Here is a 12,989-nt window from a genome sequence, read left to right as displayed (position 1 = left end):
AAAATTAAAAATTATTAGAGGTGTACAATATGGAACTATTTGAAATTCGTAATGAGCTGGACAATTCAGCCGGGAAACTGGCGGACTTCAGGGGGTCTCTTTGACTTAGAAAACAAAGAGGCACGTATGGCGGAACTGGAAGAGCGCATGCTTGAACCGGACTTTTGGGACGACCAGCAAAGTGCACAAGCTGTCATTAATGAATCAAACGCATTAAAAGAGCTTGTTAACGAATATAAGGATCTTGTGGAGACGCAGGAAAACCTTGAAATGACGCACGAGCTTTTAAAAGAAGAAAGTGATGCGGATTTGCAGGAAGAACTTTCGAACGAAACGAAAGAATTTATTAAGCGTCTTGAAAACTATGAATTACAGCTTCTTCTCAGCGAGCCGCACGATAAAAATAATGCGATTTTGGAGCTGCATCCGGGCGCCGGCGGTACCGAGTCACAGGATTGGGCGTCGCTTCTTCTGCGCATGTACACGCGCTGGGCGGAAAAACGCGGTTTTAAAGTCGAAACACTCGATTACCTGCCAGGTGATGAAGCGGGTGTGAAAAGTGTCACCCTGCTCATTAAAGGTCATAACGCCTATGGCTACTTGAAAGCGGAGAAAGGCGTGCATCGTCTCGTTCGTATTTCGCCGTTTGATTCATCAGGACGCCGCCATACGTCATTTGTATCGTGTGAAGTCATGCCGGAATTTAACGATGAAATTGAAATCGAAATTCGCACAGAAGATTTGAAAGTCGATACGTACCGTGCGAGCGGCGCCGGCGGTCAGCACATTAATACGACGGACTCCGCTGTCCGGATCACGCATATTCCGACAGGTGTTGTCGTCACGTGTCAGACGGAACGATCACAAATTAAAAACCGCGACCGCGCCATGAATATGCTGAAAGCAAAATTGTATCAGCGTAAACTCGAGGAACAGGAAGCGGAACTTGCGGAAATTCGCGGCGAACAGAAAGAAATCGGCTGGGGAAGCCAGATTCGTTCTTATGTTTTCCATCCTTATTCCATGGTTAAAGACCACCGGACAAGTGAAGAAACAGGCAACATTCAAGCTGTGATGGATGGTGATCTTGACGCGTTTATCAACGCCTATCTTCGTTCACGTTTATAAATAATCCGGCGCTGTCCGTTGTGGCAACGCCTATTTTTATGGGGTTTTTCTTTTGAAAAAAGGGAAAACTAAAGTGAAATCGTACCAGATTTGTCATAGAGCAAATGTTTTGAATCGGGCAGAATTGGTATACTAAATCATGGCACGACCATCCATTTTCAAAAGGGGGTTTTCAAATGGAAATGAAAAAAACATTGCTTGCGCTTTTGCTCGGCTCCTCAGTCGCACTGGCGGCATGCGGCGGTGATGATGCGGCAGAGGACACAGAAAATGCTGTGGAAGAAACAGAAGAAGCGGTGGATGAAACAACAGAAGAAGGAACAAATGACGCCACAACAACAGCCGCTGCTGGTGAAGAAGTATACCAGCAAAGCTGTCTAAGCTGCCATGGAGGCAATCTTGAAGGCGGATTTGGACCGGCACTTGACAAAGCAGGTGCGAAATACAGCAAAGATGAAATCTTAGCGATCATTGAAAACGGCCAGGGCCAAATGCCGCCAAACGTTGTGGAAGGCGAAGAGGCAGAAGCCGTCGCAGCATGGCTGGCAGAGAAAAAATAATAAGTTGAAAAGAGCGGGCTCACCAGAGTCCGCTCTTTTCATGTATAAATAACTCAGTTCTTCCCATGCTATAGAAAAAGGGAGTGAGATGCGCATGTCTTTTTGGCGAGGCAATAAATTAGCGGCTTTTTCTCCATCTGCAGATGAAAATGCCAAGCGTCTCACAGAAATGCTTGGTGATGCAGATGATGTAAAACAACGGAAATTTTCATTCGGTAAAACAGCGGGGATCGCATTATACTTAGTGACTCTTGTTGATTCATTACGGGTGGAGGAGCATATCTTGCGGCCCCTTGCGGAAAATAAATCGAAAAACCCGGAAGATGCACTGACGGCAATTGAACGTGATGATGCCGCTGATTATGAAGCAGCCATGAATGCTCTATTGATTGGAAAGACACTCGTATTTTTTGAAGGGCGTACGGCTTGTCTTATATGCGGCACAGAAAGAACGGCGCTTCGGACCATTACAGAGCCACTGAATGAAAAAATTGTGCGCGGAGCACACGATGGATTTGTTGAAAATTTAAATACGAATCTTTTTCTTCTGCGTAAACGTGTCCAAAGCAAGGAGCTTGTTATTGAATTTGCAGAAAAAGGGGAAAGAGCAAAGAAACAAATTGCGATTGTGTATGAAAAGGAAATTGCAAACCCGGAGCTCGTCAAAGAAATAAAAAGGCGAGTCGATTCGATTAATGCGGAAATGATCTACAGTGCAGGACATATTGAACAAATGATAGAGGATTCAACATTATCACCATTTCCGCAATTTCTAAGCACAGAGCGTCCCGATCGCGTAGCAGCAAATATCATGGAAGGGAGAATTGCGATATTAAATGATGGAACCCCAACATGTATTATTGCGCCCGTAAATTTCATCACATTTTACCAGTCTCCGGATGATTATACGAGCCGGCCGTTATCAGGGTCGTTTTACCGGCTGCTCCGTCTTTTTGCTTTTTTTATAGCGGTCCTTTTGCCGGCCTTTTACATTGCGGTGACGAGCTTTCATCTTGAAGTTGTGCCGGGGGATTTAATTGTGCAAATGAAAGGATCTGTTGCGGATATACCGTATCCGACAATTGTAGAAGCGTTGTTTATGGAAATGACGATTGAATTAATCCGGGAAGCAGGTATCCGGCTTCCGAGTCCAATTGGGCAGACAATTGGGATTGTCGGCGGTCTCGTTATCGGCGATGCTGTCGTCAGTGCCGGCCTAGTTTCCAACTTTACGCTCATTGTCGTTGCGCTTACCGCAATTGCATCCTATGTTGTGCCATCAACGGAAATGAATATGACGATTCGTCTTCTCCGTTTCCCATTTATGGTGTCGGCTTCGCTGTTTGGGTTTTATGGTCTTATTTTCATCATGATGGTCATTGTTATTCACCTGTGTAAATTGGAATCGCTGAAGACGCCTTATTTTGCCCCATTTGCACCGCTCCGGTGGAAGGACTTAAAGGATACATTTATTCGCCGTGCGATTTGGAAGCAAAAAACGCGTCCAACTGACAGCATGCCGCTTGATGAAACGAAGGAAGAGGGGTCACGGGAATGGATGAAGGAGTGAAAACAAAAAAAACGATCAGCGCACAGCAGCTATTTTTTCTTATTTTGCAGACACAGATTGGTGTAGGCGTATTGTCGCTTCCATACAGTGTACATACAGAATCTGGAAAAGATGGCTGGATATCGATTTTAATAGCGGGTCTGTTTGTACAAATTGGAATAGGGGTTATTTGGCTTTTATCTTCCCGTTTTCCGGATAAAACGCTGTATGAATTTGCTCCTCTTCTTCTGGGACGGCTGCTTGGCACTATCGTAAATGCTCTTTATATAGTGTTCTTTTTTATCGTCGCTGCTCAGATGCTCATTGTCTTTCTCTATTTGACGTCTAATTGGGCCTTCCCCCATACACCGCACATCGTTTTTGCTGTCATTGTGGTCGGGATTACAGTTTATCTCATTCAGGAAAACATACGCATTATTGCACGGTTTCACGTCTTAATGTCGTTTCTTTTTATCATAGTGCTTATCCTTTTTGTGTTCATCATTAAGCATCTTAACGTATATTATCTTCTGCCTATTGGGTCTGAAGGAGCCCCGGCCATTCTATCAGGTACAAAACAAGCCCTTTTTTCGTTTGCCGGCTTTGAATTTTTACTCTGGCTTTATCCAGTTACCAAGGCTTCATCAAAAGCAAAGTGGAAAGCGGCAGCTGGAGCGAGTGCTATAGCAGCGGTCTTTTATACATTGCTTTCAGCCTTTGTGTATATGTTTTTCAGCTTAAAAAAACTCAATCATGTACCGGAGCCGGTACTATATATGGTCAAGGCAGTTGAATTAAAAATGATAGAAAGGATTGATCTCCTTTTTTTATCGATATGGGCCATTTTTGCAATTACTTCTTTTATGAGCTATATGTATTTAGCGGCATCGGGTGTTGCGAAACTTGCGAAGGCGAAGCACCACCGGAAAGCCGTTTATGTGCTTGCAGTACTTATTCTGCCAATCACATTTTATACTGCGAATCCCGAGCAATCGGTAAATATCTATGAAAAAATCAGCACGCTTTCAACCATCTTTTTATTTGCAGTACCGGCATTTTTGCTTGCAGTCGCAATCATCCGAAACAAGCGGGAGGAATCAACGTGAAGAAATGGTGGATTATGTTTCCGATATGTATACTGCTTTCAGGATGCTGGGACGAACGGCCGCTTAGAACGATGAAGCTGATTTTTGGAGCCGGTATGGATATGCAGGAAGATGATCGGTATTCATTGACGATTGAAATGCCAATAGAAGGTGCAGGCGGCGGAAGCAGCGGCCAAGGGGGTCAAGGAGGGGGTCAAGGCGGTCAGGCCCAAACGAGTCAGGTCATGTCGGAGGATGGAATTACGGTTAGGGACAGTGCGTATAAACTGGACCGTAAAGTTGGCGGTGTTCTTGATGTTTCAAAATTACGCGTGTTAGTTATCGGGGAAGATGGTGCTGAAAAAGGGCTATATTCGTTTTTAGATGCACTGTATCGAAATGCATCCAGTCCCCTTAATGCAAAAATAGCGATTGTGGAGGGAAAAGCAGGAACGCTTTTCCAGAGTGAAATTAGCGGGGAACAGCTGCACAGTGAATATTTATATAAATTGATTATGAGTGCAGAAAAAGAATCCATGGCTCCAGTCACTAATCTGCAATTCATCTGTATCAGTCTTTTGGATAATGGAAGTGACCCGGTTTTGCCATTCATGAAGTACAACGAAAAGAATAAGGCTGTCGAAATAAGTGGCGGAGCGCTGTTTAACGGGACCAAAATGACAGGCACGATCACACCGGATGAGATGTCCGCTTTTTTGCTGCTTGCGGACCAGATGGGAAAGGAGCTTTCCTTTACAATTCCTGCAGATGAAGGAAGAAAACTAACGATTTTAATTGAAAAATCAAAACGAAAGATGAAGGTTGACACAACAAATAAAGATCATGTAACGGCAGATATTTCTTTAGACTTGAGCGTCCGTGTTTTAGAATATCCGCCTGATCACCTGGATGATGAAAAAAAGCTGAACGAGCTGAATAAGCTCGTGTCTGATGAGCTGGAGAAAATATTCACTCAGACGATGGATAAGATGAAAATGGCCGACTCAGACACGCTAGGCTTCGGGCGCCAAATAATGGCCAAAGATCCAAAGAAATTTGAAAAAATGAACTGGAAGAAATCTTATCGGAGCGCTGATGTGAAGATTCGTGTCAAGACTAAAATTATTAGCGGCGGTGTTATCTTATAGGCCTGTATATAACGTAAACAAAAGAAAAACGTCCATCCGGGCGTTTTTTTTGTTTGAAGAATAGAGGTGTATATTACGTTATGAAATGAATCTGTAACACATTTTTTGCAATGTGACAAAAGAAAGAATGCTATAATGTTTTGTGGGTCGAAAACAGGGTAAACATGTCGGCTAAATAAAGAAACAAGGTGATTGAATGATAGAGATGCAAGGCGTGACGAAAAAATACCCGAATGGGGTCACGGCCCTCTCAGGCGTTGATGTCACGATCAAACAAGGAGATTTTGTTTATGTCGTCGGTCCAAGCGGTGCCGGAAAATCGACGTTTATTAAATTAATTTATCGTGAAGAAAAACCGACAGAAGGAAAAGTGATTGTCGGAGGGATTAATACAGCGGCACTTAAACAGCGTTCCATTCCAACATTGCGGCGCCAGATCGGTGTTGTCTTTCAGGACTTCAAATTGCTGCCGCTTTTAAATGTGTATGAAAATGTGGCGTTTGCGCTGGAAGTCATTGAAGAAGAACCCGCTGTTATCAGGAAACGGGTGATGGAAGTGCTTGATCTTGTCGGTTTGAAGCATAAAGCGCGCATGCTGCCGACCGAATTATCCGGTGGGGAGCAGCAGCGTGTGGCGATTGCCCGTTCTATTGTGAATAGTCCGAAAGTGGTCATTGCCGATGAGCCGACAGGGAATCTCGATCCGGATACCTCATGGGATATTATGCGTTTATTTGAAAAGATTAATGAACGCGGGACCACGATTGTGATGGCCACGCACAATAAAGATATCGTCAACACCATCCGCCGCCGCGTCATCGCGATTGAAGGCGGACGGATTGCACGGGATGAACAAGGCGGTGATTATGGCTATGAAGCCTAGAACATTACGCCGACATTTTAGAGAAAGCTTTAAAAGCCTGCGCAGAAATGGATGGATGACCTTTGCCTCTGTGTCGGCTGTGACCGTCACGTTACTATTGACGGGTGTCTTTTTGGTTATTATGCTTAATTTAAATAAAATCGCGACCGACATTGAAAATGATGTCGAAGTGCGCGTTCATGTGAAGCTGGAAGCAACGGAAGCAGATAAAGAACAATTAAGAACGATGATCGAAGCGCTTCCGGAAGTCGAGAGTATTGAGTATTCATCGAAAGAAGAAGAACTGCAAAAGATCATTCAGGATATGGGCCGGGATTTTTCTTTATTTGAACAAAGTAATCCGCTCTACGACGTATTTATTGTGAAAACAGCGAAGCCGCAGGATACACCGGATACGGCCCGGAAAATAGAGCAGTTTGAACAGACAGAAACAGCTGTGTACGGAGAAGAAAAAGTGGAAAATATGTTCAGTTTTATGAAAACAGCCCGTAACGTAGGAGTTGTGCTGGTTGCCGGCTTGCTGTTTACCGCGATGTTTTTAATTTCCAATACGATTAAGATTACGATTTTTGCCCGCCGGAAAGAAATTGAAATTATGAAACTCGTCGGGGCGACGAACTGGTTTATCCGCTGGCCATTTATATTGGAGGGTCTATGGATCGGCCTGCTTGGCTCCATTATTCCAATTGCGTCCGTTTTGGTTGGCTACTATTATGCGGAACAGGCTATCTCGGTCCGGCTGTCGGCCCATTTTATTGACTTTATCAGCTACTGGCCGCTTGTTTTGCCGGTAACGGGTCTGCTTTTAATCATTGCGATTTTCATCGGTATTTGGGGAAGTTTTATTTCGGTTAGACGCTTTTTAAACGTATAAATTTTTAAAACGTATAAAGAAATATTTTTACAGGGACGAGAGGGGAAGAGCAGTTGAAAAAACGTTCATACATGACGCTGGTGATTGCGGCATCACTCGTATTAAGCCTTACAGGGGAGGCGCTGGCTGCAAACTTATCCGACCTTGAACGGCGTCAGCAGGAGATCCAATCGCAAAAATCAGGGTTAGAAGGCAGCATTACAGAAAAAGAAGAGCAAATTTCAAAACTTCAGCAGAAGCAGGATCAAGTAACAGCGGAAATCCGCAAACTGGATCAAACGATTTCTGAAACGGAATCAAAAATCCGCGCAAAAGAAACTGAGATTGCAGAAACGAAAGCAGAAATTGCAAGGCTTCAGGCTGAAATAAAAGAGTTGAAAATCCGTATTGCAGAACGGACTGTTGTGCTCGAAAAGCGGGCCCGTTCGATTCAGCAAAGCGGCGGTTCGGCCAGCTACATAGATGTCCTGCTTGGTGCGGAAAGCTTCAGTGATTTTATCAACCGCGCAACGGCCGTGACAACACTTGTGAATGCGGATAAAAATATTTTGAATGAGCAGGAACAGGATAAAAACCAACTCGAAGATAACGAACGAATAGTGAAAGAACAGCTTGCGAGTTTAGAAGATATGCTTCAGGATCTTGAAACGATGAAGGCGGAGCTTGCTGAAAAACGCACAGCGAAAAATAAGGTCATGAAAGGGCTCGTAGCAGATGAACATGAAGCACATGAACAGAAGCTGAGCCTTGAAGAAGAACAGTCGATCCTTGATTCACAGGAAGCATCCATTCAAGCGGCGATTCGTGCAGAAAAAGCGCGTATTGCCGAAGCGAAACGCCAGGCGGCTTCTCAATCGGCCGCAAAAGCAAATGCGGCTGAATCCGGCCGGGAAACCGCCCGTTCAACAGCGGTGCCGGCTAATACAGGCGGTATGTTTATGCGGCCGGCACAGGGAACGTTCACGTCTGGATTTGGCATGCGTGACCTCGGAAATCATAAAGGAGTCGACATTGCCAACAGCGTAAGCGTGCCGATTGTGGCCGCGGCAGACGGCGTCGTCAGCCGTTCGTATTATTCAGATACGTATGGAAATGCGATTTTTATTTCACATTCCATTAATGGCCAGGTGTACACAACGGTTTATGCGCATTTATCAGAGCGTGTTGTAAACAGCGGCAGTGTTGCCAAAGGCCAGACAATTGGTTATATGGGGAACACCGGCCGTTCATACGGACAGCATCTTCATTTCGAGATTCATAAAGGTCCATGGACAGTCGGCAAAGAAAATGCGGTTGACCCGGCACAATATATTAATTTTTAAGCAAAGCCCGGCTGTTTGCTGATAACGGATAGACGGCCGGGATTCTGCACATTAAGCCGGATTCACCGGAATTCCGGCCATCGAATGAAAGGGGATGTCTTAAAAGCTTTATAAGACACCCTTTTTTTATTTCTATGGCCGAATTCTCATAAATGCGGTCTTCAAAAGGCGGAATCCGGCTTTCCTATCAATAAATCGGCCTAAATGGCTCAGAATCCGTCCTTTCCTCTATACCTCTTTATTGTGAAAACGCCGCAAAACGGAACGGCCTGCTTATTTTATATTAGATGGGCGCCGCCCATGTATCTCCTGAATATTCTGGAGGTGGATGAAATGGGTGAATATAAAGAAGGATATGTCGGGGGTTATGGCAGTGGCTTCACGTTAGTCGTTGTATCGTTCATCTTGCTCATTACCGCCAGCGGAGCATATATCGGCTGGAGATAATGATATGAAAGGGCCGCCTGCTGAAGCGGCTTTTTTTACTTTATACCCATATGTGTATAAAATAATCATAAATACCTCATGTGCTAATATAGTGAAAGGAGACAAGATGGAGTTTATACAAATTGCGAATGTCACATTGCCTATCCAGCAGCCGGCAGTCATCGCTGCTTTGTTTGGCGCATGGCTTTACACACGCATTCAATATGGAAAATCTTTTTCTGAACAGATCAGTAATGCCGCTTTTTTATTCGTTATTGTCTGGAAAGGAAGCATCCTTCTTTTTCAATTTCCGCTCGTGATCAAAGCACCAATGTCACTGCTTTATTTTAACGGCGGTATATACGGTTTTTGGCTCGGACTGGCCGCGGCATTTTTTTATGCGTACGTCAAAAAAATGCCTTCTTCTAAAACGGCTGGAGCATGGGCTGCCATTGTGGTCTTATATCCGCTTTCTCTGTCTTTTCTATCTGCATCTTTTACTATTTGGGACGCCGTACAGGCAGCCGGCAGTATTCTCTTTTTCTTTGTTGCGAAAGAAGGACTGGAACGGGCGCTCACGCTTTTGTTATTTTGGCAGCTGCTCTTTTTATCAGCAGATGGGCGTCTATTTTCAATGGAATCACTCGTATACATTGTTGTCACAGTTTATTTCATTTTCTGGAGGAAAAAAACATGAACAAAAAATGGTTTGGTGTGCTGCTGCTGGCGCTCTTAATCGGTATTGCCGCATTTAATTTATATAATGACCGGAAAGAAGTGACCGACATCGGAAATGCAGGTGTAGCCGTTAATGATGACAAAACGGGTATTGCCGTCGGTGAAAAAGCGCCTGACTTTACAGTGAAAACGATGGGTGGACAAGAAGTCAATTTGTCTGATTATGAAGGGAAAAAAATATTTTTAAATTTTTGGGCGACGTGGTGTCCGCCCTGTAAAGCAGAAATGCCGCATATGCAGTCCTTTTATGACGATGAGCCGGAAAACGTTGAAATCTTGGCGGTTAATTTAGAAGAAAGCCGGGCCAAAGTAAGTGAATTCGTCGATCAGTATGCGCTGACCTTTCCAATTCTAATGGATGAAGACGGTACGGTCGCCGAAACGTATGAAGTATATACGATTCCGACGACTTACGTATTAAACGAAAAAGGGGTCGTTGAGCAGAAAATTATCGGCCCGATGGATGAGCCGATGATGAAAAATTTATTAAAAGACTAATCCGCCTGCTGCAGGCGGATTTGTTTTTGTCTAATTTTCGGAATATAATGAACAAATGAAAAGGAGTGAAGATAGTTGGATTCATTTAATACAAAAGCGGTACACGGTGAAAAATTGCTGAAATCGTTTCAAAGTAAAGTAACCCCGATTTACCAAACGTCGGTGTTCTCATTTAATAGTTTAGAAGAAATGGAAGGCTATTACAGCGGGAATTCTCCTTATTTATATACACGTGTCGGCAACCCGAACGCGGATGAACTGGCAGCCGTCACGGCACGCCTTGAAGGAGCACCTGCCGGCGTTGCTGCCTCATCAGGGCTCGGTGCGATTATGGCAGCGGTACTTGCTGTTGCAAAAAGCGGCGATCACCTTGTCGCTGCCCGGGACGTATACGGCGGTACATTTTATATGTTAAAAGAAGAACTGGCGCGAATGGGTATTAAAACATCGTTTGTCGATTTTGAGGATGAACGCGCGATAGAAGCAGCCATTCGTCCGGAAACCGTTATTTTATATACAGAATCCGTGACCAATCCGTTTTTGCGGGTTGAGAATCTGGAACAGATGGCCTCCTTTGCAAAAAAACATGATCTTGTTTTGATTGTGGATAATACATTTGCGACGCCGTATCTCGTCCAGCCGTATGCATTCGGTGCGGACATTGTCGTGCATTCGGCGACGAAATACATTGGCGGACACAGCGATGTATCCGCGGGTGTTTTATGCGGGAAAGAAAAATACGTGGAAGCAGCGCGAAGCAGGATTGTCAATATCGGCTTAAATTTAAGTCCGTTTGAATCATGGCTGGCGTGCCGCGGGGCGAAAACGCTCGGCCTTAGGATGGAACGCCAGTCGGCGAATGCGAAAAAAACGGCGGAATGGCTGAAAACACAGCCGAAAGTAAAGGACGTTTTTTATCCATTGTCTCTGTCTGAAAAAGGAAACGGCGCTATTGTTACGATTCATCTTGCTGATGATGCAGATGAGTCCGGTTTTTTCCGCTCACTCGGCTGGATTCAAATTGTACCATCTCTTGCCGGTGTTGAAACGACGGTCTCATGGCCATTCGGCACCTCTCACCGCTCTCTGTCACCGGAAGAAAAAGAAGCAGTCGGTGTATCGAAAAAAACGGTTCGCCTTTCAATCGGAATTGAAGAAGCAGAAGACATTATCGGTCAGCTGAAACAGGCGCTTGAGAATGCTTGACGAAAAAGCGCCTTTTGTCGGTTAACGCTTGCATGAGCTTTCTGCTACAATAAAAAAAGACTTATGTGCAACGTTCTGGAGGGAATTGTATGGCTTTGGACTGGCTCGTGCAGCTGGGTGACGCTGCGGTAAAATTATTGATTCATCCTGTCTTTTATTTTTCATTCGTCCTTGCATTTGTGGTTGGAATGTTTCGCGTTACGCGGGAACGAAAGGATTTTGGTACGCGCGTCTATGATATTTATCAAGAGATCCGGTTTATTTTGCCGTCGAGTCTGGCGGTCGGGGCGGTTCTGTCCGTGATTACAATTGGGGCCGGATTGGCGCTGCCATCCGGGCTGCTCAGTTTTATCGCCGCGGTTTTGATCATTTTTAGTGCGGGGGGCTTTTTTCTCCTGTCACCGGCATGGACAATGGCTGCCGCTTACGGCATTTTTGTTTTATCCGAGTGGCTGGGCTACCCGTTTATTCCATATGTAAACCTTGATTTGAACGGAATTTTGTCCGTCATGTCCATGATCACGGCGCTTCTTGTGATAGCGGAAGGGGTGCTGATCCGTAAACGGGGCCATCAAGGAACGTCTCCGCGTATTGAAACGAGTCCGCGTGGATTAAAAACAGCGGTGCACCTGGCGCGCCGCCTCTGGCTTGTACCGGTTTTTTTGCCGGTCCCATCAGGAGGGCCGCTCACTTCATTTGCGGACTGGTGGCCGGTTATTGATACAGGAGGCGTGACTTACAGCTTTATTCTGTTTCCATTTTTAATCGGCTTTTCAATGACAGTGAGAAGCACTTTGCCTGCCCTTGCTGTAAAATCGACCGGGAAAAGCATCATTTGGGCCGGCGTGCTCACGCTGTTCATTGCCGCCGGCTCTTATTGGATCTGGCAGTTATCGGCCGCTGCCGTCATATTTGCGGCTCTTGTCCGTATTGCTATTACGCGCCGTCACTTCACATATGAAAAGCACCGCCAATACTTTTTTACAAAGCAGCCAAAAGGAATGATTATTGCCGGTGTTCTGCCCGCTTCACCTGCGCGGAAAATGGGGCTTGATATCGGCGAGATTATAACAAAAGTAAACGGTGTAAACATTAACAGTGAGCAGGAATTTTATGAAGCGCTGCAAAAAAACGGAGCGTACTGCAAACTGGAAGTAATTGGGACAAACGACCAGCTCCGGTTTGTGCAGGGCTCTATTTATGAAAATGAACATCATGAACTCGGCCTTATTTTTGCGCCGGAAGAAAAAGAATATCTGGATGACTCCGTGTTTTCCGATTAAACGCCTTCAAACAGAGGGCGTTTTTTCTTTTGAAAAAAATAAAAAATATTATATAACAGTTGTTGACTTTTTTTATCTGTTATAATACAATAAATTCAACAGCAACACATCAATTAAAAAATTTGAGGAGGTCATCAATATGATGCCATTAGAATTTTACCGTAACATTCCAGGAAAAGAGTGCTGCCAGTGCGGTGCACAAATTATTGAACAGCACGAGTCATATCATTCAGAGTGTGAGCATTGCCTGAGCAAAGTAGAGGAGTAATAGACATTGATTTTTGTAACC

14 protein-coding genes are annotated in these 12,989 nt (G+C 44.7%); all 14 read left to right on the top strand.

The window, feature by feature from the left end; all coding sequences use genetic code 11:
- Window positions 1–29: 29 nt before the first annotated feature.
- The 14 genes from prfB (at window position 30) to yhfH (ending at window position 12,968) form a co-directional block, all read left to right on the top strand.
- Window positions 30–1,128, top strand: a protein-coding gene (gene prfB, locus BTO30_RS00930) for a peptide chain release factor 2 (RefSeq protein WP_143331885.1) whose coding sequence is annotated in 2 segments (ribosomal slippage) — window positions 30–101 and window positions 103–1,128 — 1,098 coding nt in all. Because the reading frame shifts where the segments join, the coding sequence is not laid out codon by codon here.
- A 182-nt stretch (window positions 1,129–1,310) separates the two neighbouring features.
- Window positions 1,311–1,688 carry a cytochrome c551 gene (gene cccB, locus BTO30_RS00925; protein WP_075397050.1) on the top strand — a complete coding sequence of 126 codons (378 nt, stop codon included), beginning with the start codon at window positions 1,311–1,313 and terminating at the stop codon, window positions 1,686–1,688.
- Between the two features lie 94 nt (window positions 1,689–1,782).
- Window positions 1,783–3,258 carry a spore germination protein gene (locus tag BTO30_RS00920; RefSeq protein ID WP_245796272.1) on the top strand — a complete coding sequence of 492 codons (1,476 nt, stop codon included), beginning with the start codon at window positions 1,783–1,785 and terminating at the stop codon, window positions 3,256–3,258.
- Window positions 3,243–4,343 carry a GerAB/ArcD/ProY family transporter gene (locus tag BTO30_RS00915; protein WP_075396831.1) on the top strand — a complete coding sequence of 367 codons (1,101 nt, stop codon included), beginning with the start codon at window positions 3,243–3,245 and terminating at the stop codon, window positions 4,341–4,343. The genes BTO30_RS00920 and BTO30_RS00915 overlap by 16 nt, the downstream gene beginning before the upstream one ends.
- A complete protein-coding gene (locus BTO30_RS00910) occupies window positions 4,340–5,470 on the top strand; it encodes a Ger(x)C family spore germination protein (protein ID WP_075396830.1) in 1,131 nt (376 codons plus the stop codon). Before BTO30_RS00915 ends, BTO30_RS00910 begins: the two co-directional genes overlap by 4 nt.
- A 196-nt stretch (window positions 5,471–5,666) precedes the next feature.
- The gene (gene ftsE, locus BTO30_RS00905; protein ID WP_075396829.1) at window positions 5,667–6,353 is read left to right on the top strand and encodes a cell division ATP-binding protein FtsE; all 687 of its coding nucleotides are present in this window, start codon (window positions 5,667–5,669) and stop codon (window positions 6,351–6,353) included.
- Complete coding sequence (gene ftsX / locus BTO30_RS00900; protein WP_075396828.1) at window positions 6,343–7,227, top strand: permease-like cell division protein FtsX; 885 nt, start codon at window positions 6,343–6,345, stop codon at window positions 7,225–7,227. The genes ftsE and ftsX overlap by 11 nt, the downstream gene beginning before the upstream one ends.
- Before the next feature lie 53 nt (window positions 7,228–7,280).
- On the top strand, window positions 7,281–8,549 hold the full coding sequence (locus tag BTO30_RS00895) for a murein hydrolase activator EnvC family protein (protein ID WP_083632224.1): 1,269 nt from the start codon (window positions 7,281–7,283) through the stop codon (window positions 8,547–8,549).
- 333 nt (window positions 8,550–8,882) lie between these two features.
- On the top strand, window positions 8,883–8,996 hold the full coding sequence (locus BTO30_RS16965; RefSeq protein ID WP_143331884.1) for a YjcZ family sporulation protein: 114 nt from the start codon (window positions 8,883–8,885) through the stop codon (window positions 8,994–8,996).
- A 106-nt stretch (window positions 8,997–9,102) separates the two neighbouring features.
- Complete coding sequence (locus BTO30_RS00885; protein ID WP_143331883.1) at window positions 9,103–9,672, top strand: hypothetical protein; 570 nt, start codon at window positions 9,103–9,105, stop codon at window positions 9,670–9,672.
- A complete protein-coding gene (locus tag BTO30_RS00880) occupies window positions 9,669–10,211 on the top strand; it encodes a redoxin domain-containing protein (protein ID WP_075396825.1) in 543 nt (180 codons plus the stop codon). Before BTO30_RS00885 ends, BTO30_RS00880 begins: the two co-directional genes overlap by 4 nt.
- Before the next feature lie 75 nt (window positions 10,212–10,286).
- Window positions 10,287–11,417, top strand: a complete 1,131-nt coding sequence (locus tag BTO30_RS00875) for a trans-sulfuration enzyme family protein (protein WP_075396824.1) — start codon at window positions 10,287–10,289, stop codon at window positions 11,415–11,417.
- Window positions 11,418–11,506: 89 nt separating this feature from the next.
- On the top strand, window positions 11,507–12,700 hold the full coding sequence (locus tag BTO30_RS00870) for a PDZ domain-containing protein (RefSeq protein WP_075396823.1): 1,194 nt from the start codon (window positions 11,507–11,509) through the stop codon (window positions 12,698–12,700).
- A 139-nt stretch (window positions 12,701–12,839) separates the two neighbouring features.
- Window positions 12,840–12,968, top strand: a complete 129-nt coding sequence (gene yhfH / locus BTO30_RS00865) for a protein YhfH (protein ID WP_075396822.1) — start codon at window positions 12,840–12,842, stop codon at window positions 12,966–12,968.
- Window positions 12,969–12,989: the final 21 nt, after the last annotated feature.

This window comes from Domibacillus antri (assembly GCF_001936625.1).
Taxonomy (GTDB): domain Bacteria; phylum Bacillota; class Bacilli; order Bacillales; family Domibacillaceae; genus Domibacillus; species Domibacillus antri.
Note: the sequence above shows the minus strand (reverse complement) of the source record. Positions and strands in the feature narration are given on the sequence as shown.